General features: G+C 66.4%; 23 protein-coding genes and 3 pseudogenes. 15 read left to right on the top strand and 11 right to left on the bottom strand.

What is annotated here, in order from left to right; all coding sequences use genetic code 11:
• Positions 1–42: 42 nt before the first annotated feature.
• Positions 43–321, top strand: coding sequence for a hypothetical protein (locus AC2A1N_RS19760; protein WP_061478298.1), 279 nt, complete (start codon positions 43–45; stop codon positions 319–321).
• A 6-nt stretch (positions 322–327) separates the two neighbouring features.
• Here the strand turns inward: AC2A1N_RS19760 and AC2A1N_RS19755 are convergent, their stop codons facing one another.
• Both AC2A1N_RS19755 and AC2A1N_RS19750 read right to left on the bottom strand, forming a co-directional pair.
• On the bottom strand, positions 328–1197 hold the full coding sequence (locus AC2A1N_RS19755; RefSeq protein ID WP_061478299.1) for a methylenetetrahydrofolate reductase: 870 nt from the start codon (positions 1195–1197) through the stop codon (positions 328–330).
• Entirely contained in the window at positions 1197–2111 is a 915-nt protein-coding gene (locus AC2A1N_RS19750) for a LysR family transcriptional regulator (protein WP_061478300.1), read from the bottom strand. The genes AC2A1N_RS19755 and AC2A1N_RS19750 overlap by 1 nt, the downstream gene beginning before the upstream one ends.
• Before the next feature lie 75 nt (positions 2112–2186).
• Between AC2A1N_RS19750 and msuE the strand changes: the two genes are divergently transcribed.
• Genes msuE through AC2A1N_RS19735 form a run of 3 tightly spaced genes read left to right on the top strand, consistent with a single transcriptional unit; the run spans position 2187 to position 4882 of the window.
• Entirely contained in the window at positions 2187–2774 is a 588-nt protein-coding gene (msuE, locus tag AC2A1N_RS19745) for an FMN reductase (protein WP_242890979.1), read from the top strand.
• Positions 2775–2830: 56 nt separating this feature from the next.
• A complete protein-coding gene (locus AC2A1N_RS19740) occupies positions 2831–3808 on the top strand; it encodes a DUF1852 domain-containing protein (RefSeq protein WP_061478302.1) in 978 nt (325 codons plus the stop codon).
• 39 nt (positions 3809–3847) lie between these two features.
• Positions 3848–4882, top strand: a complete 1035-nt coding sequence (locus tag AC2A1N_RS19735) for a methionine synthase (protein ID WP_061478303.1) — start codon at positions 3848–3850, stop codon at positions 4880–4882.
• Here AC2A1N_RS19735 and AC2A1N_RS19730 read toward each other — a convergent pair.
• The 3 genes and pseudogenes from AC2A1N_RS19730 to AC2A1N_RS19720 all read right to left on the bottom strand — a co-directional run bounded on the left by AC2A1N_RS19730 (position 4839) and on the right by AC2A1N_RS19720 (position 7109).
• Positions 4839–5396, bottom strand: coding sequence for a hypothetical protein (locus AC2A1N_RS19730; RefSeq protein ID WP_082783285.1), 558 nt, complete (start codon positions 5394–5396; stop codon positions 4839–4841). The two genes, AC2A1N_RS19735 and AC2A1N_RS19730, sit on opposite strands and share 44 nt — an antisense overlap.
• A 78-nt stretch (positions 5397–5474) precedes the next feature.
• A pseudogene (locus AC2A1N_RS19725) lies at positions 5475–5949 on the bottom strand (trypsin-like serine protease).
• On the bottom strand, positions 5946–7109 hold the full coding sequence (locus AC2A1N_RS19720) for a serine hydrolase domain-containing protein (RefSeq protein WP_229298448.1): 1164 nt from the start codon (positions 7107–7109) through the stop codon (positions 5946–5948). The pseudogene AC2A1N_RS19725 and the gene AC2A1N_RS19720 overlap by 4 nt, the downstream one beginning before the upstream one ends.
• A 148-nt stretch (positions 7110–7257) precedes the next feature.
• Between AC2A1N_RS19720 and AC2A1N_RS19715 the strand changes: the two are divergent.
• Positions 7258–7953: pseudogene (locus AC2A1N_RS19715) on the top strand (TonB-dependent receptor plug domain-containing protein); the annotation flags it as partial.
• A gap of 531 nt (positions 7954–8484) precedes the next feature.
• Here AC2A1N_RS19715 and AC2A1N_RS19710 read toward each other — a convergent pair.
• Complete coding sequence (locus tag AC2A1N_RS19710; protein ID WP_242890965.1) at positions 8485–10059, bottom strand: S15 peptidase family protein; 1575 nt, start codon at positions 10057–10059, stop codon at positions 8485–8487.
• Positions 10060–10218: 159 nt separating this feature from the next.
• Between AC2A1N_RS19710 and AC2A1N_RS19705 the strand changes: the two genes are divergently transcribed.
• The 3 genes from AC2A1N_RS19705 (at position 10219) to AC2A1N_RS19695 (ending at position 13084) form a co-directional block, all read left to right on the top strand.
• Positions 10219–11232 (top strand): hypothetical protein, encoded by a 1014-nt coding sequence (locus AC2A1N_RS19705; RefSeq protein WP_242890963.1) that lies wholly within the window; start codon positions 10219–10221, stop codon positions 11230–11232.
• A gap of 311 nt (positions 11233–11543) precedes the next feature.
• Positions 11544–12284 (top strand): DNA/RNA non-specific endonuclease, encoded by a 741-nt coding sequence (locus tag AC2A1N_RS19700; protein ID WP_072167103.1) that lies wholly within the window; start codon positions 11544–11546, stop codon positions 12282–12284.
• 104 nt (positions 12285–12388) lie between these two features.
• Positions 12389–13084: an HAD family hydrolase gene (locus AC2A1N_RS19695; protein WP_242890961.1), complete on the top strand. Its 696-nt coding sequence runs from the start codon at positions 12389–12391 to the stop codon at positions 13082–13084.
• A 7-nt stretch (positions 13085–13091) separates the two neighbouring features.
• Here AC2A1N_RS19695 and AC2A1N_RS19690 read toward each other — a convergent pair whose 3' ends face one another.
• Genes AC2A1N_RS19690 through AC2A1N_RS19675 form a run of 4 tightly spaced genes read right to left on the bottom strand, consistent with a single transcriptional unit; the run spans position 13092 to position 15139 of the window.
• The gene (locus AC2A1N_RS19690) at positions 13092–13322 is read right to left on the bottom strand and encodes a hypothetical protein (RefSeq protein WP_061478310.1); all 231 of its coding nucleotides are present in this window, start codon (positions 13320–13322) and stop codon (positions 13092–13094) included.
• Complete coding sequence (locus tag AC2A1N_RS19685) at positions 13319–13744, bottom strand: VOC family protein (RefSeq protein WP_061478311.1); 426 nt, start codon at positions 13742–13744, stop codon at positions 13319–13321. Before AC2A1N_RS19685 ends, AC2A1N_RS19690 begins: the two co-directional genes overlap by 4 nt.
• Positions 13745–13754: 10 nt before the next feature.
• Positions 13755–14216: a helix-turn-helix domain-containing protein gene (locus AC2A1N_RS19680; protein ID WP_061478312.1), complete on the bottom strand. Its 462-nt coding sequence runs from the start codon at positions 14214–14216 to the stop codon at positions 13755–13757.
• On the bottom strand, positions 14213–15139 hold the full coding sequence (locus AC2A1N_RS19675; protein WP_061478313.1) for a LysR substrate-binding domain-containing protein: 927 nt from the start codon (positions 15137–15139) through the stop codon (positions 14213–14215). The genes AC2A1N_RS19680 and AC2A1N_RS19675 overlap by 4 nt, the downstream gene beginning before the upstream one ends.
• A gap of 91 nt (positions 15140–15230) precedes the next feature.
• Here AC2A1N_RS19675 and AC2A1N_RS19670 point away from each other — a divergent pair.
• Positions 15231–16271, top strand: a pseudogene (locus AC2A1N_RS19670) (hypothetical protein).
• On the top strand, positions 16268–17149 hold the full coding sequence (locus AC2A1N_RS19665; RefSeq protein WP_061478315.1) for a TolB family protein: 882 nt from the start codon (positions 16268–16270) through the stop codon (positions 17147–17149). The pseudogene AC2A1N_RS19670 and the gene AC2A1N_RS19665 overlap by 4 nt, the downstream one beginning before the upstream one ends.
• A gap of 7 nt (positions 17150–17156) precedes the next feature.
• Here AC2A1N_RS19665 and AC2A1N_RS19660 read toward each other — a convergent pair whose 3' ends face one another.
• The gene (locus tag AC2A1N_RS19660; protein WP_061478316.1) at positions 17157–18512 is read right to left on the bottom strand and encodes a sigma-54 interaction domain-containing protein; all 1356 of its coding nucleotides are present in this window, start codon (positions 18510–18512) and stop codon (positions 17157–17159) included.
• Between the two features lie 397 nt (positions 18513–18909).
• Between AC2A1N_RS19660 and AC2A1N_RS19655 the strand changes: the two genes are divergently transcribed.
• The 5 genes from AC2A1N_RS19655 (at position 18910) to AC2A1N_RS19635 (ending at position 22981) form a co-directional block, all read left to right on the top strand.
• Positions 18910–19440, top strand: a complete 531-nt coding sequence (locus AC2A1N_RS19655) for a hypothetical protein (protein WP_242890946.1) — start codon at positions 18910–18912, stop codon at positions 19438–19440.
• Between the two features lie 35 nt (positions 19441–19475).
• Positions 19476–20054, top strand: coding sequence for a hypothetical protein (locus AC2A1N_RS19650; protein ID WP_278252399.1), 579 nt, complete (start codon positions 19476–19478; stop codon positions 20052–20054).
• 43 nt (positions 20055–20097) lie between these two features.
• Positions 20098–21414, top strand: a complete 1317-nt coding sequence (locus tag AC2A1N_RS19645; protein ID WP_061478319.1) for a hypothetical protein — start codon at positions 20098–20100, stop codon at positions 21412–21414.
• Positions 21415–21513: 99 nt separating this feature from the next.
• Entirely contained in the window at positions 21514–22218 is a 705-nt protein-coding gene (locus tag AC2A1N_RS19640; protein ID WP_069138471.1) for a C39 family peptidase, read from the top strand.
• A gap of 13 nt (positions 22219–22231) precedes the next feature.
• Positions 22232–22981 (top strand): hypothetical protein, encoded by a 750-nt coding sequence (locus AC2A1N_RS19635; RefSeq protein WP_242890938.1) that lies wholly within the window; start codon positions 22232–22234, stop codon positions 22979–22981.
• Positions 22982–23012 lie beyond the last annotated feature (31 nt).

Below are 23012 nucleotides of genomic sequence, written 5' to 3'. Positions count from 1 at the left end.
CCCTATGCTGGGGCCTCATTGGAGACCTGCGAGGTAAAAACCATGACCAAGCTGCACGCACTGATGCTGGCCGGCGGCCTGCTCGCGCTGAGCCCGCTGGCCTCGGCCGAGACCGTGAATCTGACCAACAGCGCCGAGGGCGCCAACCGCGATGCCGGTATCACTGCGGTCAAGAAGAAACTGCAGGACGCGTGTACCGAGCGCAAGGGCTCGCCCGATGCTGCCTCGTTCGAGGTGGTCTTCGAGAAGACCAGCCCGAACCCGAACGTACCCAAGCCGTACTACGTGGACGGCAGGATGAAGTGCGACCTGCCGGGCTGAGGCGATTCAACCACCGGTGCCGGAAATGCGCCGCCGGTACTGCGCCATCCACTCCAGCGACGGCGCAACACCGCCGAACGGGAAGAAGTGCGGGCTGACCGGGCCATGGGCGCTGGTCAGCCCCTTCACCAGGCGGTCAACGAACACCTCCGGCCCCGCCGTTCCCAGCAGCCGGCCGATCGAGATGCCATACCGGGCCAACATCGATGCACTGGCGCCCACGCCGCACATCGCGGCGTAGCGCATCAGCCGGGGGATGCTTGCCGGCCCCGGAACCCCGACCAGCACCGGAGCCGTGATGCCACGCGCGCGCAGTGCATCCAGCCAGGCCAGCACGGTATCGGCATCGAAGGCGAACTGGGTGACGACCAAGGGGGCCATGCCACGTGCTTCGATGGCCTGGCATTTTCCCTCCAGCGCCTGCCAGCGTTCGTCACTGCTCATTACAGGATGCCCTTCCGGGTGCCCGCCGATAGCAACGACCTTGATGCCGGATTGCTCCAGAACACCGGTCTGGATGATCGAAGCACTGTCGGCAAACGGTCCGACAGGCGTGGCCAAGTCGCCCGCGATCAGCAGGCAACGCGCGACCCTGGCTTCGCTGGCGGCACGCTGCAGAAAGCGTTCAAGCGCTGCGCGTGACCCGACGCGCCGCGCAGACAGATGCGGCATCGGCTCGAATCCGAGCGCGCGCACCGTGCGCGCGGCGGCCAGTCGGGCGTCGTCATCCTCGCTGGCCAGCCAGGGAATGGAGATGACGGTACCGCACGGGATCCGATCCGCCTCGGCGCACAGCGCGGGCATGGCCTTCGCACTGACTTCCAGTGAAAAGGCGTTGATGAAGGCGTCCGCCCGCAGTGACAGGCCTGCCGGCATCAACGCGCTCCGCCCACATTGCCGGCAAGCGGCGAGCTGTTACGGGCCAGTTCGATGAAGGCCTGCAGGTAGTCGATGCCGGTATCGGCCTCGCGCGCACCCAGATAGATCTGCTTGGGAATGCCCTTGGCGCCCAGGCGCACCGGCACCACGTCCATGCGCGCGGCGTACTCCTCAACCAGCCAGCGCGGCATGGCGGCCACGCCGCGGCCGCTGGCCACCATCTGCATCATGATGTCGGTGGTTTCGATGGCCTTGTGGCGCCGCGGCGTGACGCCCGCCGGCAGCAGGAACTGGTTGTAAATGTCCAGGCGCTCGAACGGCACCGGGTAGCTGATCAGCACTTCCTGGCCGAGCTGGCGCGGCTTTACGTGGTCGACCTTGGCCAGGGCGTGATTGCTGGCCACCACCAGCACCTGCTCGTAGTCGAACACCGGGATGAACTTCAGGCCTGGCTTCAGCAGCGGGTCGGGGGTGACCAGCAGGTCGATCTCGTAGCCGAACAGCGCGCCGATGCCGCCGAACTGGAACTTCTGCTTGACGTCCACGTCCACATCCGGCCACGCGGCCAGATACGGCGAGACGATCTTCAGCAGCCACTGGTAGCAGGGATGGCATTCCATGCCGATGCGCAGCGCGCCACGCTCGCCCTGTGCGAACTGGCCCAGCCGCTCCTCGGCCAGGTCCAGCTGTGGCAGCACCCGGTTGGCGACTGCCAGCAGATATTGCCCGGCCTGGGTCAGCCGCAGGCTTCGGCCTTCGCGCAGCCAGACATCGGTACCCAGCTGCTGCTCCAGCTTCTTCATGCTGTGGCTGAGCGCCGACTGGGTCAGGTTGAGCACGCCGGCAGCAGCGGTGAGCGAGCCCTGCAGCTCGACCTGCTGCACGATGCTGAGGTGGATCCGCTCCAGCATGATGATGAATCTCGCTCATGGATTGGTGAAGTAATACCATTTTACGTCATGGAAGGCACTGACTAGGATCGGGTCATGCTTTCACCTGCCCGCCCCCTTCGAATCGTCGCCGTCTCCGGCGGATTGCAACGCCCTTCCAGGGCCGCCACGCTGGCCCAGCATCTGCTGGGCCTGATCGGCGAGAACATGCGCAGCGAACAACAGCTGATCGAACTCGGCGAGCTGGCGCCGCAGCTGGCCGGTGCGCTTTGGCGTTCGCAGCTCCCGGAGGTTGTCGAGCGCCAGCTGGTGGCCGTCGAACGGGCCGATGTCCTCGTGGTGAGCACGCCGGTCTATCGCGGCTCCTACACAGGGCTGTTCAAGCACTTCTTCGACTTCATCGACCAGGACGCGCTGGTCGATACCCCCATCCTGCTGGCCGCGACCGGCGGCAGTGACCGCCATGCACTGGTGATCGATCACCAGCTGCGCCCGCTCTTCAGCTTCTTCCAGGCGCGCACCCTGCCACTGGGTATCTACGCCACCGATCGCGATTTCGCCGACGGCCGCGTGCACAGCGACGCCCTGATCGAGCGGGCGCGACTGGCGGTACGGCGGGCCATGCCGCTGCTGGCGCTGCCCCGCCATCGTGCCACCGCCCTTGAGACCGCCGCAGCTCTTTGAATGCCGGATGCCCTCGCCCGCATCCGGGTGCCACCCCGCAACACGGAACGCCGCCCATGACGACCGACGCTTTCACCTTCAGCATCACGCGCATCCCCTTCAACGAGGATTACCAGCCGGCCGAAGGCACGCGCATCACCACCAACTTCGCCAACCTGGCGCGCGGCGCGTCCCGGAAGGAAAACCTGCGCAACACCATCCGCATGATCAACAACCGCTTCAATGATCTGGCGCATTGGGACAACCCAAGCGCCGATCGCTACGCGGTCGAGCTGGACATCATCTCGGTGGAGATGCACATCGACGGCGCCGACGGCAGCGATCCTTTCCCGTTGATCGAAGTGTTGCGCCCGACCATCGTTGACACGCACACCGGCGCGCGCACCGAAGGCATCGTCGGCAACAACTTCTCGTCCTATGTCCGTGACTACGACTTCAGCGTCGTGCTGCCGGCCAGCAACGAAGGCAAGGACACCTTCCGCCTTCCGGAGGGCTTTGGCGACCTGCACGGCAAGCTGTTCCAGCACTTCCTGCGCTCGGACGCCTACCGCGCCAACTTCAGCAAGGGGCCGGTGATCTGCATCAGTGTTTCCAGCAGCAGGACTTACCACCGCACCGAGAACCACCATCCGATCCTGGGCGTGGAATACCGCCAGGGCGAGTCCTCCCCCACTGACCAGTATTTCGACAAGATGGGCCTGCAGGTGCGCTACTTCATGCCACCGGGCAGCGTCGCGCCGCTTGCCTTCTACTTCCAGGGCGACCTGCTGGGAGACTACTCGAACCTGGAACTGATCGGCACCATCAGCACGATGGAGGCCTTCCAGAAGATCTACCGCCCTGAGATCTACAACGCCAATTCCGTGGCCGGCAAGGTCTACCAGCCCAGCCTGAAGCACCAGGATTACTCCTCCACCCGAATCGTCTACGACCGCGAAGAGCGCAGCCAGTTGGCCATCAAGCAGGGCCGGTTCACCGAAGAGCACTTCATCAAGCCCTATCGCGCCGTGCTTGAGCAGTGGGCCGCCCGCTGATCCATCGATTCTCCATCCGCCCCCAGGACACACCACACGATGCCGACGAAGACGCTGCTCCCCACCTCGACCGCAGGCAGCCTGCCCAAACCCTCCTGGCTGGCAGAGCCCGAGAAGCTCTGGTCACCGTGGAAGCTGCAGGACGAAGGCCTGATCGAGGGCAAGCAGGATGCCCTGCGCCTGTCCCTGCAGGAACAACAGCATGCCGGCATCGATATCGTCAGCGACGGCGAGCAGACCCGGCAGCACTTCGTCACCACCTTCATCGAACACCTCAGCGGCGTTGATTTCGAGAAGCGCGAAACCGTGCGCATCCGCAACCGCTACGATGCCAGCGTGCCGACCGTGGTCGGCGCAGTGAGCCGTCCGAAGCCGGTGTTCGTGGAGGATGCGAAGTTCCTGCGCCGGCAGACCACGCAGCCGATCAAGTGGGCGCTGCCCGGCCCGATGACCATGATCGATACCCTGTACGACGCGCACTACAGGAGCCGCGAGAAACTGGCCTGGGAATTCGCGAAGCTCCTCAACGAGGAGGCGAAGGAGCTGGAGGCGGCTGGCGTGGACATCATCCAGTTCGATGAGCCGGCCTTCAACGTGTTCTTCGACGAAGTGAACGACTGGGGCGTGGCCGCGCTGGAGCGTGCGATCGAAGGACTGAAGTGCGAGACCGCCGTGCACATCTGCTACGGCTACGGCATCAAGGCCAACACCGACTGGAAGCAGACGCTGGGATCGGAATGGCGCCAGTATGAAGAATCGTTCCCCAAGCTGCAGACCTCCAACCTCGACATCATCTCGCTGGAATGCCAGAACTCGCACGTGCCGATGGACCTGATCGAGCTGGTGCGTGGCAAGAAGGTGATGGTCGGTGCCATCGACGTGGCCTCCAGCACGGTGGAGACCGCCGATGAAGTAGCCAACACCCTGCGCAAGGCCCTGCAGTTCGTGGATGCTGACAAGCTTTACCCGAGCACCAACTGTGGCATGGCGCCGCTGGCGCGCGATGTGGCCAGGGGCAAGCTGCGCGCACTCAGCGCGGGGGCGAGGATCGTACGTGAGGAGCTTTCAGCGTAGCCCTGGCTGGGGATGTGTTCCCGTTTCGGCGCGGGGAGGATGGAACCTGGCCGGGTACAGACCAGGCTCCACCTCGCCCCTGCACCTCGGGCCTGGCGGCCGTCATGCGCGGCCGTGGTGCCAGCGCTTCCTTGATCCGCCCCATCTCCCCTGCCCCGGCTTCGGCCAGGCGCCGGGCCTGCTGCCGCTGTTCCCGCGTGAGCGCCGGAGGCGGTGGAGTACCGGCATCCACCAATCGCGCCACCGCATCGCGCAGAGGCAACTGCGGGCAGAGCCGTACAGCACACCATCGCTCGGCGTAGCGCTTGGCCTGACGGGTGCTGGTGGCGGACACGACCTTGACCTGTGACATCTTGCGTGCGTCCAGGTACAGGCGGAACCCTAGCGCGGCATGCGGCACGATACTGGCCACCGAACGGCCGTTCCACCACAGATCCCAGCGCTCGCCGCTCTGCACCCAGCCGGATGGCCGGGAGGCGGTCATGCACGCAGGAAATTTGGACGAAGAGGCCATGGCGGGAAGGATACGAACACCCGTCGCATGACTTGAGACCGGGCGAACATCTGCGCGGAAGGCTGCCCGGATGCATGATCAACGTGACGCGTCACGTTCGATGACGCCTTCGATCCAGTCGAGGTAGCGGGACACGCGGACGTTGTAAACCACCTGGCCATAGAAGCCCGCCTCTAGCGCATGCTCGGGAACGGCGGTGATCCACGATCCAAGACCCACCACCTCTGGCGTTCCGTGATCCTCGATCAGCAGCGGACCACCGCTGTCGCCGTTTCCCAACACGCCCTCCAGTGGCAGCCCCCCGCGCGGGCGGATCGAACCGGTACCAGAGATAGCGTTCGTTGCCGCCGGTGATGGTTCGGTGCTGCATGCGCAGCGGTCAGCACCCATTGCGGAGCATGAGGACGCCATGACCCTCACCCGGCATGTCGGCCAGTGCGGGGAACACCGATGCGTCGATGTGGTATCGGGCATCGTCAACATCGTCGCGGATGACCACGGCACCGGCGGCGAACGGGATCAAGGCAAGCACCAGGATGAGGCGGCAGATCATCGGAGCCCTCCATTGCCATCCCGTGCAGCAATTCTTTCGACGAGCGTATCGATCGCCGTTTCCATGGCGTGCGCCGTCTGGTCACCGCTCTGGTTGGTGATGACGAAGATGCCAAGATCGTGCTTGGGGATGATGTAGACGTAGCACTGCGAACGCGGCACTCCCCCATGGTGGGCGTAATACACGCCCTTCAGGCGATCGCCGGAAACGATGTTCCAGAAGTAGCCGATGCTGAAGGTGTCGTCGAACCTGGCCAGTGCACGATGCGATTCGGTTACCACCGGACCGTTGGCCAGCTGGAATTCAAGGTATTTCACCATGTCCGGAACGGTGGCCTTCACGTTCCCGGAGGCGCCCCACGGCAACGTCGGCATGGGGGTGGTCGGCACCGGGTTGTCGCTGTGGTAACCGATCGCCAGGCGTGATGCCTCGGTGTCGTCCAGGCCGATCCTGATGCCCGTCATTCCGGCCGAATCACTGAAGAAGCCACGCAGCAGCACCTCGTAATCGCGCTGATGGACCTGTTCCAGAATGTGCGCGACCAGCTGCGTTCCGGCGCTGGAGTAGGCGTACTCGCCTCCCGGCGCCCGGAGGATCTGCACCGCATGCAGGTCCCGCAGGAAGTCCGACTTGCCGTAGCTGGCATAGATGGCATTCAGCTCACCGGGCGTGCGTTGATCGGTGAAGTCCTCCAGCACCGTATTCGCGCGCTCCGGCAGCATGTTCGGCAGGCCACTGGTATGCGACAGCAGATGGCGGATGCGGATGGGCTCATCCTTGAACTGCAGGTTGGGATAGTCACCCTGCAGATACTTGCGAACATCGTCATCCAACCCCAGCCTGCCCTCCAGGACCGCATGGGCGATCAGAGTGCCAGCCAAGGTCTTGCTCAACGAGCCGATCTCGTAGAGCGTCGCATCGGTCGGTGCGCCAGGCTTGCCGGCAACCATCTCGCCGTGATGACGGATGAACGTCCTGCCACGGTGCACGACGGCGATCGAAGTGGAGTGCAGCAGTGGCTGCTCGATCAGTGTCTGCGCCACCTGCTCGATATCCGTCCCAAGATCCTTCGCCGGTACGTCCTTGTGCGTGCAGCCTGCGGCCAGCAACGCAGTGGACAGGACAAAGGCGCTCAGCCACACCTTGCTTCGGACAGTCATCGAACGGGCTTCCATGCGTGGGCGATCCAGGCGGCGTGGGAACGGGCGCTCAAGATAGCCCATTGTCAGCCGCGTCTGGAGGTGCCATCTGGCACCTCCAGCGGGACTCGACCATGGCCGCCCCCGAACTGGCCTTGACCCAGCCCTTGCGTTTACCTCCGAGGCGCTGGACAAGATGAATGTCCAGGACATCAGCAACCTGGATGCGCAGGTGCCCAACCTGACCATTTACGCCGCCCGCGGCGCCAGCAGCACGATTACCGCCTACATCCGCGGCATCGGCCAGTCCGATCCCACCTGGGGCGCGGATCCGGGTGTGGGCATCTACCTGGACGACGTCTATATCGCGCGTCCGCAGGGTGCGCTGCTGGATGTGTTCGATGTCTCGCGCATCGAGGTGCTGCGCGGCCCGCAGGGCAAGCTGTGTGGCAAGAACACCATCGGCGGCGCGATCAAGTACATCTCGCGCGGCCTGCCCACCCAGACCGAGGGCTTCGCCCAGATCACCATGGGCAACTACAGCCAGCTGGATGCGAAGGCGGCCATCGGCGGCCCGATCGGCGGTGCCAACAGTGGCCTGCGCGCCCGTGTGGCAGTGGCCAGCATGAACCACGACGGGTTTGGCGAGAACACCTTCAACGGCCAGCCGGTCAGCGACAAGCAGATCAACGCGGCACGCCTGAACCTGGGCGCGTATGCGGGCGATGACTTCGACGTGCAGTTCGCACTGGACTGGATCGACGATCAGTCCGGCATGCGCGGCTCGAAGATGCTGGCGCCCAATCCGTTCCTGCGCGCCTACCCGCCGATGGACAGCCGCTATGACATCCGCTCGGGCATGCGCACGCGATACCGTGGAGGCCGTGACAGTGTGGTCGGACATCATCCGCAACCATCTTGTGATTGTCGAGGATCTCGGCGCGCACATGACCATCGAGGATTCCCTGCACTCGACCGTACGCGCCACAGGCGTCAGCTACGAGCGGACGCTGGTGATCTTCGATGCGCCGCGTTCGCCGTCGGCGCGCGTCGCCAAGGCAATCCTGACGTTCACCACGGCTGGCCCGGTCGATTGCCCGTTCCGTGACGTTCCCGAGGATTCCGGGCAGGCCATCGCGCCGTTGCTGGACATGGACAACCAGCGCAAGGTGGCGGCCTCGATCATCCAAGGCTTCGTGCAACGGGCCAACCCGTCCAGGCAGCACGAAATGATCCGAGTGTTGCTGCCGCAGGGGGAGTGAGCCGCGCCACCCTGCCCTGCACCTGGATCGCATCCGTCGCGCAAGCTCCGCCGCAGCGCGGGTGCGGAGCAACTGATCCACCCGGAAACGCCTTCGCCCGGCATGGCGTCGAGCGAAGGCCGTGTGGCTTTGAATCAATGCAGCGGCACCTTCAGCACCGATGGCGCGTTGGCCGGCGAGCTGAAGGTCACCGCACCGCCCAGCTGGCTGATGCCCGCATAGCGCAGGTCCACGGTATCGACCACCAGGGTCAGCCGGCTGCCGGTCGGTAGGTTCCAGCTGCTGGCTTCCAGGCGAAGATCGATGGTTCTCGGCTGGCCGGGCGTGGCACCGCGCAGGGTGTACGGCTTGTGGCTGATCAGCTGGCCGTTGCCCAGCATATCCTCGGCATACAGGTAGGCATACAGCGTGGTGTTGGCGCGCGTGGGCGTCACCGTCAACCGCACTTCCGGTGCGCCATCCAGGCGGCGTGCACTCCAGTAGATCGGGCCTTGCCAGACGCCTGCGGCGTTGCGGCCAACGAACGGCACATGGGCGCCGGGCGGCAGGTTGAACATCTGCAGCGCGCCGGACGCCATCACCACGCCGGAGTTGGCGGCGGTCAGCAGGCCGCTGCCGATCCGGTAGTTCCAACCGGTGCCGCCACCGCTCTCGGCCAGCCCTCCGGTGGGCAGCAGAAACCCGGTCGGCGCGGTCAGCCCGTAGCTTACGGCGCCGGTAGAGGTGGCCTGCCAGTCCGGATAACGGCTCCAGCTGCCCTTCTGCGACTTCAACTGCACCGCCGGCTGGCGGTCGATGCCATTGGCCACGCCCTTGAGGTAGTGGTCGAACCAGTCGCCCACCGCGGAATAGACTTCATTCGGAATGCCGAGCGCACCGAAGGCTTCGTTGAGGGCGTGGTCGCCATGGCGCAGCTGCAACTGCTTGGGTCCCTTCAGACGGGTGAAGAAGTCGACCAGCTGGCCCGGCGGAAACAGGCTGTCGTTGAAGGCGTTGGCGAGGAATACCGCGGGTTGGTTGGCATTGATCTCATCAAGGCTGCTGGCCGGGCTGCGCTGTGCCGCTACCGGCAGCAGCGAGTCCACCGCCCCCTGGTAGTTGCCGACCAGCACATTGCGGTTGATGGTGGACAGCTCCGCTCCGGGGCGGCCAGTCGCCAGGCCGGCTGCCACCAGCAGGGCGATGCCCTGCGCACTGGGCGTGTCATGGCTGTAGAGCGACGCCTGCAGGTCGGCCCAGCCGCTCAGCGCGGCAACGGCCTTGATGCGCGGGTCGCGTGCCGCCGCCAGCAGGCTGGTGCCGGCCCCGTAGGAGATGCCAGAGACACCGATCCTGGCCGGATCGGCCCGGGTGTTGGCCAGCGCCCAGTCGATCACGGCACTGACATCTTCGACCGTGGCGGGCCCGGCGATGTCGATGCTGCCGCCGGACTCCCAGAAGCCGCGCGAGCTGTAGCTGATGACTACATAGCCGCGCTGCGCCAGCGACTGTGCCACGCCCACGTACTCCACGCTGGGCACTGCCCAGCTGCTGGGCATCACCAGCAGCGGATAGCGGCCACTGCCGGCATCCTGGGGTTCGATGACGAAGGCCCCGAGGGGCGTGCCATCCCAGCTGGGGATGGTGCGATGGGTGGTCTTGACCGTGGCCGCCAGGGCCGTGGGCGCCAGCCCGGTCAGCAGGATCAACAGCAGCAGAACCTTGCGCATCGTTGTCTCTCCCCGTCGGTGGTGGTGCAACGGATCGGACCGTACCAGTGCGAATGGTGGCTGGCACCTTGCGACGCAACATGCCGCAAAGCGCGCCTTGCTATGCTTCGAGGCACTGCGGGCCCTCCGCAGTCTCCCATCAAAGCAAGGACGCCCCCGATGCACAGGATGCTCGTCGCAGGCACGCTCTCCAGCGTCGCCTGTCTGTTCGCCCCTTCAGTGTTGGCGGAAGATGCCCCCGAACCGGCCAACGACTGCGCGGAGATTGCGCGGCTGATGGCCAACGACGACTTTGCGGCACTCGACGCGATGGCCGCGCGTTTCCGCAAGGGCGAGCTCAACGCCGCCGGCCAATCCCGGCTCGGCCATTTCTACATCTGCATGTCGCGTGCAATCGGCACGTCGCGGCAGGAGGTTCAAGCCTGGAACGACTGGTCTGCATGGGCGGCGCGCTGGGTTCAGTACGCGCCGAAGTCTGCGGCGGCCCATCTGATCACCGCACGGATTCCACTCAACCTGGCCTGGAGCTACCGCGGCAACGGTTACGCCAACACCGTCAACGCCGAAGACTGGGCACAGTTCCATGAGTACAACGCGGTTTCGCGGGCCTACCTGCAATCGCATGAGGATGTTGCCGGCGGCGACCCGTTCTGGCACGAAATGAACGTGCTGATCGCGCTGCGCGAAAGCGCGGATGACGACGAAATGCTGGCGCTCGTTGATCGCGCAGCGAAGGCCTTCCCCGACTACGAACCACTGCACCTCATTGCCATGGAGTACTTCACGCCGGCCTGGGGTGGCAGCGCGCAGAAGATGGAAGCCTTCGCGCGGCACTCGATGGCCAGCGCACCGAAGAAGAAGCGGGCCATGCGCTACGCACGGCTGTACTGGTCGGCCACCGAGTATTCGCCCGATCACTTCCGCGCGGCGAAGCCCGATTGGCCGCTGATGCGCCAGGGACTGGACGAAATCGCCCAGCAGTACCCGACCATCGACAACCTGGAATCGATCGTCCGCTATGCCTGCCTGGCACGCGACAGCGACGCACTGGCCCGCTGGAATCGTTTGTGGTTGAGCCGCAGCGGTTTCGACGAGGCGGCCATTGCGCGCTCGACCGAGCAAAGCAAGGCCGCATGCCTGGCGCCGGACGAAGAACAGGAAACATTCCTGTAGCGCCCGACGCCGCAGGCCCAGGCGCGCAGCTGGCAGGCCTGCCAGGCGCCTAGCACGCGCGCGTGTCATCCACGCGCCGCGTGATCTGACATATCACCAGTGCTTGCGCATGATCACAGCTTCGCCCTTTCGTCATTGACCACAAGGCGCCAGCTTGTGACGCTTATGACACCGCAGGGCTGATGGCCCAACAACGCGGCCAGGTTCCACCGCAATCCGCAGCATCCGTCTCCGCAGCATCTCCGCATGTCCTCGCCCTGGCCAGGTCGTGACGGGCGGCTGCGCCCTGAATCTTCTGCTGGAGAATCGAAATGCGCCTTGCAAGCTTTGTCTTTGCTTTCGTACTCAGTGCTTTTGCCGGTGCTGCACAGGCCCAGGTGGTCACCCTCAACAAGGGCGGCTTCGTGCTGACCTACGACTGCAGCATCCACAGCGCCACCCGCTACGAGTACACGCTTACCGCCGATACCGGTTCGGCCGCACGGCCGTCCAGCTTCTACAAGGACCCGGACCTGCCGGCCGGTTGCCTGGGCCAGACCAGCACCGCGTCCTACGCCAGCATCAGATCCGGCTACGACCGTGGCCATCTGGTCACGTCCAACCACATGGATTACGACGCGACCTACATCCGTCGCGCCAACTACATGACCAACATCGTGCCGCAGGTGTCCAGCTTCAACCAGGGCATCTGGGTGAAGGCCGAGAACGTGGCCGAGTGCTACCGCGACATCGCACCAGTGGACGTCTACGGTGGCGTGGTCTACGGCGACGCCGCCAACGATTACTTCCTGGCCAGCCATGGCATCCCGACCCCGGAGTTCTTCTGGAAGACGATCATCACCCGTGACCCGAACACCGGAACCGCCAAGGCGATCAGCTGGATCATTCCCAACGAGGCCAACCTGGGCAGCCTCGACAACTACCTGGTGACGATTGCCGATCTGGAGGAGCTGCTGGGCGCCAGCTATGTGGCGATCAACGCACCGACCTCGCTGAAGAACATGCTGCCTGCCAGCACCTGGCCGCAGCCGGCGGGCTGTGATCTGGGCTGATCGGCCTGCCGGGAATGCGTGGCACCCGGTCCGGGTGCCAGGCAAGGATGGCTGTGGGAAAATGACGGGCAATTGCACCACCGCATTGCGCCCTGGAGTTGTAGATGCCCCGTTTCCCCTTCGATGCCGTGCTGTTCGACTGCGACGGCGTACTCGTCGATTCCGAGCCGCTGGTCGCCCGCGTTCTCTCGGAAATGCTGACCGCACGCGGCTGGCCGCTGACCGCGGCGCAGGCGGGTGAAGTCTTCCTCGGGCAGTCCGTGGCCCATCTGGCAGGGCTGATCGCAGAGCGCACCGGCAAGCCGTTCACCGAGGAATGGCTGGAGGAGTTCCGCCAGCAGCGCAACCGGGCGCTGGAACGGGATCTGGAGCCGATCCGGGGGGCGCCCGAGGCCGTGCGTGCGATCGCCGCAGCGACCGGTGGCCGCATTGCCTGCGCGTCCGGTGCCGACCTGATCAAGGTGAAACTGCAGCTGGGCAAGGTCGGCATCCTCGATGCCTTCTGCGACCACGTCTACAGCGGCCAGGACATGCCGAACACCAAGCCGCACCCGGACGTCTACCTGGCGGCCGCTGCCGCGCTGGGTGTGGATCCGAAGCGCTGCGCGGTCATTGAAGACACCGTGACCGGCGCGACCGCCGGCGTCGCGGCGGGTGCAACCGTGTTTGGCTTCAGCGAGGGCGGCCCGCACCACAGCACGCCGGAGGCCCTGCGCGCTGCGGGTGCGAAGGTGATCTTCCAGCGCATGGACCAGCTGCCGGCATTGCTGGCGGCCTACGCCGCCGACGCTGCCGCCTGAGGCGGCCTCAGCCTGCAGCGCCCAGCGTGGCGCTGCGGCGTTTCCCGGTGTAATGCAGCACGAACAGGTACAGGCCAGTGAACAGCTGCAGGAACAATGGCGGCAGCGGCGAATAGGTGATCCACGCTGCCGGCTCGCCCTGCCCCAGCCCGCGAGCGGCGAAATTGGCGATCACCGCCAGGGTAAAGACGATCGAGGTCCAGCGATGCACGGGCCGCGCCCAGCCACCCCGGCTCATTGACGGCGCCTCGCTTCGGAGCGGGCTTCGATCATCTTCCAGCCATTGCCGGACGGGTCACGGAATCCGGCATCGATGGCGCCATAGCGTTCGACCGGCTCCTGGGTGAACTCGACGCCCCGTGCCAGCCATTGCGTATAGCGCGCCCGACAGTCATCGACGGCCAGCACCAGCGGCGGCATTGCGCCTTTCGCCACCAGCTGCTGCAGTGCCTGCGCGGTGGCCGCGTCGTGTGTGGGCGGGCCCGGAACGAACAGCCCCAGCTGGAATCCGTCCTGGTCGGGGCTGCGTACCGTCAGCCAACGGTAGCTGCCATTGCGCACATCGGTGTGCACTTCGAAACCGAGCATGCCGACGTAGAACGCGAGCGCTTCATCCTGGTCGCGCACATAGAGGCCGACCGTGTTCACAGTGTTTGTCATGGAACCTCCCTCACGTGGGATCCACGTTAGCAACCGCCGCGCGTCGGCGCTTCTCCAAAACTGCCATGTTCAGGTCCGGTCGCTGCGCGGCACGTGCGTGGCACTCCGGCACGCAGGCCGGCGTCGCCTGGCCGGCCCGCTCACGCTCGCGCACGTTGCCCGGGCTGTCGCCGGTGATGTCACGGAAGATGCGGCCGAAGGTGCCCAGGCTGCTCCAGCCGGTCTGCGCGGCGATCTCGGTGACCGGCAGATCGGTGTCACGCAACATCGCCACGGCCCGTTCGATGCGGCGGCTCAACAGGTAGCGGTGCGGCGGCAGCCCGAATGCCTGCTTGAACGAACGCGCGAAATGCGCGGGCGATACGGCACTCACTTCGGCCAGGCGGGCCACCGGCCAGTCCTCGTGACTGGCATGGTCCATCCGGTCCTTGGCACGCAGCAGGCGTCGCAGCAGTTCAGGGCTCTGGTTCATGCCGCCACCGTGCGCCCCAGATGATGTCGCGCCGCATGCCTGGCCTGCGCGGCCTGCTCGCCCAGCCAGTCACCGAATGCAATGACCTTGGCGCTCCGGCTGCGCGCCGTCGGTGCCACGAACCAGAAACCACGCCCGTCGCTGGCCACACCGGGATGTGCCTGCACCAGGCGCCCGCTGTCCAGTTCGGCCTGGAACAGGATTGGCGAAGCAATGGCGATGCCCTGCCCGGCAATGGCCGCGCCGACGTCCAGATGCTCTACCGCAAAGGGGCTGACCAGGCTCTCCTCGGCCGGCGGCGGAACCGCGCCATGTGCGGAAAACCACAGTGCCCACCAGTCGGGCCTGCCGAGCAGCGGAACCTCCAAGGCCCGGCGCCCGAGCCCGTCTGCCGCCGGCAGCAGCGCTGGCGCGCACAACGGGGTGAAAATGCTGGGGAACAGGGGCGTGGCCTGCAGCCCGGGCCACTCGCCATGCCCATTGCGGATGGCAGCATCAAAATGCCCGGCGGCCAGGTCCTGCGGCTCTGCCGACAGGTCCAGTTCCAGCACGATGCTCCGATGGCGGCTGCGGAAACTGCCCAGCCGCGGTGTCAGCCAACTGGTGCCCAGCGTGGGTAGCACGGACAGGCGCAGTCGCGCCGCATCCATGTCTGCGGCGCGCATGAAGCTGGCGCGCAGTGCATCGAATGCCCGGGTGGCCTCCTGCGCGACGCTGGCACCCGCTTCCGTCAGCTCCACATGCTGTGCGTGGCGCAGGAACAGGCAGGTGCCGGTCTGGGCCTCCAGCCGGCGCACGTGGTAACTCACCGATGCCGCGCTGGTGTCGAGCTCCTCGGCGGCACGGGCAAAACTGCCCAGCCGCGCCGCCGCTTCGAAGGCGCGGATGGCGGCAAGCGATGGAAGCTGGCGTTGGGTCACCATAAGTGTGGCTTAGCCTGAGCCCGGATATCTGCGTGGTCAATCCCCCTCGCACCCGCAACGATGGAGGCACTTCCGGCAAGGGGTCACGCACATGGATCGACGGCAGTTCCTGGCCACCTTGGCCGCAGTGGCAGCCTCAAGCGCCCTACCCTCGGGGCGGCCCCTGTCCAGCCACAGCGAAGACTGGAAATGGTTGCAGGGCAACTGGCAGGTCCGGCACCAACGCCTGAAGGAGCGCCTGGTGGGCGACACCCGCTGGGAAGCCTTCACCGGCGCCAGCGCGGTCTGGCTCACCCTGGGCGGGCTCGGCACCATCGATGACAACGTCATGGCGCTGCCTTCGGGCCCGTACAGAGGCCTCGGCGTGCGTGCTTTTGATCCAGTGTCTTCCACGTGGTCGATCTGGTGGATCGATGGGCGCAACCCTGCCCACATCGAAGCGCCCGTGCGCGGTGTCTTCGAAGGCGATGGCGGCAGCTTCCGTGGTCGTGATCACTTCAAGGGACGCCCCATCGACGTCTGGTTCCGCTGGCATGACATCCATGGCGAGGAGCCGTGGTGGGAGCAGGCGTTCTCCGACGATGCCGGCGCGCACTGGGAAGTGAACTGACGCAACTGGTTCCGCCGCACTGCGGCGGTCCCCTCTCCGCTTCCGAAGCTGCCGGATGCACCGCGCGATTTTGATTTCCTGGTGGGCCATTGGAACGTGCGCCATCGTCGCCTGCGCGCTCGGCTGGCAGGCAGTGATGCGTGGGACGCGTTCAACGGCACCCTGCACAACTGGGCGGTACTCGGAGGATTCGGCAACGTAGGCGACAACCTGATGGACGTGCCGGGAGCACCGCTGCGCGGCATGGGTATCCGCGCCTGGAACGCCGCTGAGCGGCACTGGCTGAGCTGGTGGCTGGATGGCCGGGAGCCTGCCCGGATCGGCGCGCCGCTGCGCGGTGGTTTCGAGGCCGGTGTCGGCCGCTTCTTCGGCGAAGACCAGCACGACGGACGGGCGATCCAGACGCGGGTGATCTGGTCACGCATTACCCCGCGCTCGGCGCGCTGGGAACAGGCGGCTTCGACCGATGGGGGACGCAGTTGGGAAACCAACTGGGTCAGCGACTTCGAGCGGCAGGCATGAAAGCGCGGCTGGCCGTGATGCTGCTGGTTGCTGCGTCGCCCCCCGCGACTCCCTCAAGCGTGCTGCAGATCGTCGGCTCCGCTGAACGCTTTGCGCCGGGCGTTGCATCCACGCAGTACGACGAGATTCGACTGACCCTGAGCCCGGACGGAAACACCGCGCTGTGGTTCAGCCGCAACCGTCCCGGCGGTCCGGGCGGGTATGACATCTGGGTCTCCCGCCACGATGGGCAGGGCTGGCGGCCGGCGACGCCGGTCTCGTTCAACACGCCGGGACGAGACTTCGATCCCGCCTTTTCTGCCGATGGCCGCACGGTGTATTTCTGTTCGGATCGAGCAGGCGGCCAGGGCGGCGACGATCTGTACCGGGTCAGCATTGGACGTGACGGTCGATTCGGCGAACCGGAGAATCTGGGCCCCGCGGTGAACAGCGCGGCCGACGAGTTCGCGCCGATGCTCTCGCCGGACGGTCGTACGTTGTTGTTCTCCAGCGATCGCGCGGGCGGTGCCGGCGGCCATGACCTCTATAGCGCCACGATGATCGGCGGCGTGGCGCAGCCGGCGCGGCCGCTGGCGGGTGGCATCAATACCGCCGCACAGGAGTTCGATGCCACGTTCCTGGGCGACGGCCAAACGGTGGTGTTTGCCCGCGCCCTGGACTTCGCCACTGCACCGGTCCGCCAGTTCATGGCCTACGAGCGTGGAGGCCGTTATGACGCGGGCCATGCATTGCCCTCCCCGGTGAACGAAGCCTCCGGCGACAGCTACGGTGCGATGCTGGATGGCTCGCAACCTGACACTTTGACCTATTCGGCGCGGCGCGCAGACGGTGCGGGGTTGGACCTGTACCGCATCCGCTACCGTTCGGGCGAACCATGATCCGCACTCAACGCTGCGCCGGCAGTTCCAGACGATGCTTGCGGCACAGCCGATACACGGTCACCCGCGAGATCTGCATCTGCCGTGCGCACTCGGAGACGTTGTAGCCGGTCTGGCGCAGGGTCTGCAGCAGCACATCGCGCTCGGCCTGGCCGCGGGCATCCTGCAGCATCGCGCCCGGCGGCGCATGCTCGGCCCCACCCAGTTCAAGGTCGCGCTCGCTGATCAGCTCGCCTTCGGCCATGATCGCCGCCCGCTGCACCCGGTTGAGCAGTTCACGCACGTTGCCGGGCCAACCGAAGCGCCGCATCGCATGCAGCGCAGCGGGCGCAAAGCCACGTGCACGCACGCTGTGGCGCAGGCGGAAGCAGCGCAGGAAGTGCTCGGCCAGCAGCTGCACATCGGCGCCACGCTCGCGCAAGGGCGGCATCAGCAGGCGCAGCACATTGAGCCGATAGTAGAGATCGCTGCGGAACCGCCCCTGCGCCACCGCGTGCTCCAGTTCGACGTGGGTGGCCGCGAGTACACGCACGTCGGCCCGCAGCGGCTGGCTGCTGCCGACGCGCTCGAAGGTGCCTTCCTGCAGCACGCGCAGCAGGCTGGTCTGCGCCTCCGCCGGCAGGTCGCCCACCTCGTCGAGGAACACGGTGCCGCCGTGTGCGGCTTCGAATACGCCTATCTGGCGCTTGTCGGCGCCGGTGAACGAGCCGCGCTCGTGGCCAAACAGCTCCGACTGCACCAGGTTGGCCGGAATGGCACCGCAGTTGACCGCGATGAACGGCTTGCCCGCACGGCCGGACAACGCATGCAGCGCGTGAGCCGCCAGCTCCTTGCCGGTACCGGTTTCGCCGGTGACCAGCACCGGCAGTTCGACCGGCGCGAACTTGTGCAACACGGTGCGCACCGCATGCAACGCAGGACTCTCGCCGATCAGTGCGCGTGGCCCCTGGCCGCCGCATACCTCGCTGGCAGAAGGATCATCCGCGTCGAACTGTTGGCGCATCGCAGCCACCAGGTCCTGCAGGCCGAAAGGCAGCGTGAACCGCGAGATGCAACGCTGCAGCAAGGGCAGCCACGCTGCAGGCGTGGGCCCTGCGCCGGGTGGCAGCACCGCAAGCCAGGGCAGATGCACGTGCTGTTCGATCCATGGCGCCAGCAACTGCAGCGCGGGCGTATCCAGATGGCGAAGATCCAGCACAGCGAGCAGCCGGTCACGCCCGCGCAGCCCGATCGCCATCGCCGGGTCGGGATGGATGCGGCGCACGTACCAGCCTGCGGCCGCCATTGCGCTGCGCTCGTTCGCCAGCGGCTCGCCGAACCAGAGCACGCAACGTGATGTAGAAGCCTCCGGGACCGCCGCCATGCTTCCCCCAGCATCCGGACACCGTCGGCGGACTGTCAGGCAATCACCGGCGTGCCGCCCTCCGCCGGGACCCTTTACGGCCACCGCAGCGGCCTTTGATGGGCGGATCCTAGCGCTGCGCTAAACGGCGGCGCAATGAGCGCCGCGTCAAGAAAGCACCGGCTGAAGCGGCATCGTTGCAGTCCGCGACGGCACCTGTAACGCCAGTGTGACAGTCGGGCGCCCGCCTTGCCCTGCGGCGCTAGGTACAGCGCGATCCCAACATTTTTCCGATGGTGCTGTAACAGCGCGGCAGCAGCACCCGACTCCCGCCAGCGCCTGGCGCCAGGGCAGCCAAGCCTTGCAGGGTTGGCACGGTTGATGCGTGCTTCCGCCGCACCCACCACGGGAGATCGGCATGGACGGCATCACCCCCATTCGCGGCCTGCTGGCAACGCTGGCCGTGGCCCTGCTGTCGGTTGGCGCGAGCGCCTCTGCCTCCGGTGCACGCCAGGGCGTGAAGGCTCAACCGGGCGAAATCGTCCTGTTGCGTGATGTGTCCGCACGCCCGGCCTATCGCATGGCGCCGCCCGGCATGGCGCTGATCGCCGACCCGAAACCCCAGCGCGAGATCGCGGCGGCCCTCGGTGCGGGTGCCCCGGCAAACAGGATGGACGAGCTGAGCGATGAGGACTACGCAGGCATGGGGGCAGGTCAGGCAGCCACAGCCACCGCACCCGCAGGCACCACGGTCGAACGTGTGACGCAGCAGGCATTGGGCGGTACGCTCGGCCGCAACGGTGACGGCATGGTCGGCAGCAGTCTCGGTGGCGCCATGAGCGGGCCGCTCGGCGCGGTCGGCAACAGTACCCGCGGCATCGGCGAGACCGTGCGCGGCGCGCTCGGCCAGTTCCCGCTGCAGGGCATGGCCCCGGCAGGTGGCAAGTGAGGCGGGCGCACTGGCTGCTGCTGATCCTGCCTGCCATGCCGTTGATCGCGCAGGCCGATGACTACAGCGGCATGCTCGCCTACCTCGACGTTGCCCGCATCGACGGCCATGCACTGGCCGGCGCGAACGGCGCCATCGCGGTCAACCAGGCGGCCGGCGACCTCAATCTGCAGGCCAACCTGCGCGGCATCGCCACGGGCGAACATGCCGACGTCTCGATCGCCAACCGACAACTGCGCGGTGGCGACCGCGTGCTGGGTGCACCGATGCACGCCACCGCCGTCATCGATGGCAAGGCGCTGGCCGGTGCCAGCGGCATCGCATCCATCAACCAGGCCAGCGGCATCGCCAACACGACGCTCAACGTCGTCAGCGCGACGCTGGCCCGACAGGGCATACGCGAAACCGACGATACGGCCTTGGCCGCCGAGGGTTCCGCGTTGGCAGGGGGGCGGGACGACGCCGGTCGCGGCGTCGCGACGGGCACCCGCAGCGCCGGTGTCACCAGCACCGCGCTGCGGGGATTCGACGGGGTCCTGCAACTCAATCAGATCGCGGGCAGCGGCAATGACACGGCCAATGTACTGGGCCTGGTCGTGCAGGACCGCCCGTGACAACCACCCAACCGATGCACCACCTGATGAGAGAGAGGGCACCATGAAAGCGACCGTCAAACGGACCATGCTCGCCATGGCGATTGCCACTGCCTCGACCGCCGCTGCGGCCAATGGCTGGGACAACCAGAACGCCAACGCGAACATCAACCACACCCACACCGTCAGCGAAACCCGCAACGAGACGCACAACCACACCGACAACGACGTGCGCAACCGCACCGTCAACGTCAATGTGCAGAAGCACAGCACCATCCAGGCCGACGAACGCAAGGAGAAGAACAACCACGGCGTCGACGTGAACCTGGAGAAGGACCTGCGACTGAGCACTGACATCAATTTCTCCGGCGACCCGAACATCACCGGCGACATCGACCTCGACTCGGCGGCCATCGCCGTGATCGACAACCGCCAGTCGATCAGCAACAACGCCACCAGCAACAGCCTGGTCACCAACAGTGCCTCCATCGGTGACAGCGTGGGCGCAGGTGCCTCCGGCAACCTCGGCTTCAACGTGGTATCAGGCGACAACAACGCCCAGGACAACGCCGCGTCATTGTCCGCCGCCGACGCGTCCTTCAGCTTCGGCATGGCCGATGCCGAGGTGTTCGTCAACCAGGCCGGCTTCGGCAACGCGACCATGAACTCCGGCGTCACCAATGCCGCAGGTCTCGGTGGCAATGCCTTCGGCGGTGCGTCAGGCAACATCGGCGTCAACATTGCTTCGGGCAACAACAACGAGCAGAAGAACGCGCTGGCGGCGTCGGTCGCGACCACCGCGGTGGCGCAGTCGAGCATCAGCTCCAACCAGGTCTCCACCGGCAACACGGTCAGCAACGCCGGCTTCGTGCAGTCCTACACCGATACCGTGCAGGTCGGCATGCGTGGCGGCGTCAGCGGCCTGACCCTGGCCTATGGCGCCGGCACCTACCGCGGTACCGGCAACGCCTACCAGATGGCCAACTACTATCTGGATACCTGGAGTGGCGAGCTGCCGCACCCGGGTGGCAACAGCACCGGCCATATCGATCTGGACAACCAGATCCAGAACGCCACGATGAACCCCAACCGGCCGGGGGTGGGTGGCCTGGGCTTCGATACGCGTGAGAGTGGCACCAGCCAGTTCGTCGAGCTGGGCGTGGCCGACCTGTATGCCAGCCTCAGCGGCACGGTCAGCACCACGCGCTGGGTGAACGTCAACGCGACCAACACCTCGGCCTTGTCGGGCAGCGCCTTCTCCGGCGCCTCGGGCAACATCGGCGTGAACGTGGCCGCGGGCACCGGCAACCTGCAGGCCAACAGCCTGGCCCTGGCAGTCGCCCAGCCCAGCACCGGCGGCGGTGGTGGCAGCGGCGAGTAAGCGCAACACCCCGGCCGTCCGCCAATGGCCGGGTTCCCGGGAGCTCCTGTTCCTCCTCCCCCTTGGGACAGGGGCTCCCCCTTGCTGCCGGAGAATGCGATGTTCGGCCACCGTCTCTCGATACGCCTGCTGGCCTGCCTGCTGTTGCTGGGCGGCGCGTCCGCGCGGGCGGGCGACGTCGGCTTCGCCGGCGTACTGCCCAATGGTGCGCTGCTGCAGCAGAAGGTGGAGAGCATGCAGGAACGGCGCTACCGCAACGTGGTACGCCAGCACACCGATTACAGCTGCGGAGCGGCCGCACTGGCGACCATCCTGCGCCATGCCTACCACCTGGACACCGACGAGGCGACGGTGATCGAAGGGATGATGGGGGTGTCCGACCCGGCGCTGGTAGCCGAGCGTGGCTTTTCGCTGCTCGACATCAAGCGCTACGTGGAATCGCTGGGCATGCGCGGGCGCGGCTATCGCATCGATGAGGCACGCCTGCGCACGCTTCGGGTTCCGGGTCTTGTGCTGATGGACGTGCGCGGCTTCCGCCACTTCGTGGTGCTCAAGCAGGTGCGCGGCGGTGTGGTCGAGGTGGCTGATCCCATCCTTGGCAACCGCAGCCTGGCGCTGCCTGAATTCCTCGCTGCGTGGCCATCGCGTGCCGTATTCGTGGTGATCGGCAGTGATTTCGATCGCAACACAGTCCTGCTGCAACCCAGCGAACGGCCCAGTGCCCGCGCGCTCTACGCGCGACAGGGGCCGATCACCGATGCCGAACTGGTCGATTTCGGCTTCAGCCACGCCGACCTGTTCTGAAGGAGGTTCCGCCATGTTCCGCCACCGTCTGTTGATGCTCCTGCTGCTGGCGAGCTCCGCCCTGCCCCTGCAGGCGGCGGATGCTGCGCCGGGACGCGGCCTGAAGGAGATTCCGGATCCCGAACTGAACCTGATGCGCGGCCGCTACACCGTGGGCGGCAATACCGTCGCGTGGTTCGGGGTGACGATGGTCTCGCAGTGGCAGGCCGGCAACGGAAACGTATTGCAGGGTGCGTTGACCCTGGGCATGGACTTCCGCGGCGGCGGCAGCCCGAAACTGAGCTTCCAGCCAAGCGTGCACGTGACTGCCGCAGATGCGCCGCTGCCGGACACGCAGGGCCGCCATATCGACAGCACCGGCCTGGCCAACGCCAATGGCCTGGTGCAGAGCGTGCAGGTGGCCGGCGATGGCAACGTCGCCCGCAATGCGACCACGCTGGTGGTGCGCAACGGCACGGTACCGGGCCTTTCCGATGACGGTGCCCATTCGCTCAGTGCGCAGGGTGCAGGCGCCTCGGCCTCCGCAGTGCTGGACGGCAACCAGGCACGCCTGCAACTGCAGGTGGAGGGCCAGGGCATGGTCCAGCAATGGATACGCAACGGCAGCGTCGGCCAGGGCATCGCCCTGGCCGGTGACGGGCAGATCGCCAGCAACCAGCTGCGGCTGGAACTGGTGCGGGATACCGCGGGCGGCAACCTGCCGTTGAGCCAGAACGTGGCCCAGGCGATTGCGATGAACCGCGGCATGGGGCCGGGCCGATAGCACCACGGCACGGCGTTGGGGGAAGCGTTCC

The sequence above is a fragment of the Stenotrophomonas maltophilia group sp. SKK55 genome, assembly GCF_057179845.1.
The sequence above is the reverse complement of the archived record's forward strand: the minus strand, read 5'-3'. Positions and strand labels throughout refer to the sequence as shown.

Coding starts and splice junctions, on each gene's coding strand:
- AC2A1N_RS19700 (WP_072167103.1), top strand. CDS start 11,544: ATGCGCCTTGCAAGCTTTGTCTTTGCTTTCGTACTCAGTGCTTTTGCC.
- AC2A1N_RS19710 (WP_242890965.1), bottom strand. CDS start 10,059: ATGCGCAAGGTTCTGCTGCTGTTGATCCTGCTGACCGGGCTGGCGCCC.
- AC2A1N_RS19735 (WP_061478303.1), top strand. CDS start 3,848: ATGCCGACGAAGACGCTGCTCCCCACCTCGACCGCAGGCAGCCTGCCC.
- AC2A1N_RS19655 (WP_242890946.1), top strand. CDS start 18,910: ATGGACGGCATCACCCCCATTCGCGGCCTGCTGGCAACGCTGGCCGTG.
- AC2A1N_RS19660 (WP_061478316.1), bottom strand. CDS start 18,512: ATGGCGGCGGTCCCGGAGGCTTCTACATCACGTTGCGTGCTCTGGTTC.
- AC2A1N_RS19730 (WP_082783285.1), bottom strand. CDS start 5,396: ATGGCCTCTTCGTCCAAATTTCCTGCGTGCATGACCGCCTCCCGGCCA.
- AC2A1N_RS19685 (WP_061478311.1), bottom strand. CDS start 13,744: ATGACAAACACTGTGAACACGGTCGGCCTCTATGTGCGCGACCAGGAT.
- AC2A1N_RS19680 (WP_061478312.1), bottom strand. CDS start 14,216: ATGAACCAGAGCCCTGAACTGCTGCGACGCCTGCTGCGTGCCAAGGAC.
- AC2A1N_RS19650 (WP_278252399.1), top strand. CDS start 19,476: ATGCCGTTGATCGCGCAGGCCGATGACTACAGCGGCATGCTCGCCTAC.
- AC2A1N_RS19750 (WP_061478300.1), bottom strand. CDS start 2,111: ATGCTGGAGCGGATCCACCTCAGCATCGTGCAGCAGGTCGAGCTGCAG.
- AC2A1N_RS19760 (WP_061478298.1), top strand. CDS start 43: ATGACCAAGCTGCACGCACTGATGCTGGCCGGCGGCCTGCTCGCGCTG.
- msuE (WP_242890979.1), top strand. CDS start 2,187: ATGCTTTCACCTGCCCGCCCCCTTCGAATCGTCGCCGTCTCCGGCGGA.
- AC2A1N_RS19720 (WP_229298448.1), bottom strand. CDS start 7,109: ATGACTGTCCGAAGCAAGGTGTGGCTGAGCGCCTTTGTCCTGTCCACT.
- AC2A1N_RS19755 (WP_061478299.1), bottom strand. CDS start 1,197: ATGCCGGCAGGCCTGTCACTGCGGGCGGACGCCTTCATCAACGCCTTT.
- AC2A1N_RS19635 (WP_242890938.1), top strand. CDS start 22,232: ATGTTCCGCCACCGTCTGTTGATGCTCCTGCTGCTGGCGAGCTCCGCC.
- AC2A1N_RS19695 (WP_242890961.1), top strand. CDS start 12,389: ATGCCCCGTTTCCCCTTCGATGCCGTGCTGTTCGACTGCGACGGCGTA.
- AC2A1N_RS19740 (WP_061478302.1), top strand. CDS start 2,831: ATGACGACCGACGCTTTCACCTTCAGCATCACGCGCATCCCCTTCAAC.
- AC2A1N_RS19665 (WP_061478315.1), top strand. CDS start 16,268: ATGAAAGCGCGGCTGGCCGTGATGCTGCTGGTTGCTGCGTCGCCCCCC.
- AC2A1N_RS19645 (WP_061478319.1), top strand. CDS start 20,098: ATGAAAGCGACCGTCAAACGGACCATGCTCGCCATGGCGATTGCCACT.
- AC2A1N_RS19705 (WP_242890963.1), top strand. CDS start 10,219: ATGCACAGGATGCTCGTCGCAGGCACGCTCTCCAGCGTCGCCTGTCTG.
- AC2A1N_RS19640 (WP_069138471.1), top strand. CDS start 21,514: ATGTTCGGCCACCGTCTCTCGATACGCCTGCTGGCCTGCCTGCTGTTG.
- AC2A1N_RS19690 (WP_061478310.1), bottom strand. CDS start 13,322: ATGAGCCGGGGTGGCTGGGCGCGGCCCGTGCATCGCTGGACCTCGATC.
- AC2A1N_RS19675 (WP_061478313.1), bottom strand. CDS start 15,139: ATGGTGACCCAACGCCAGCTTCCATCGCTTGCCGCCATCCGCGCCTTC.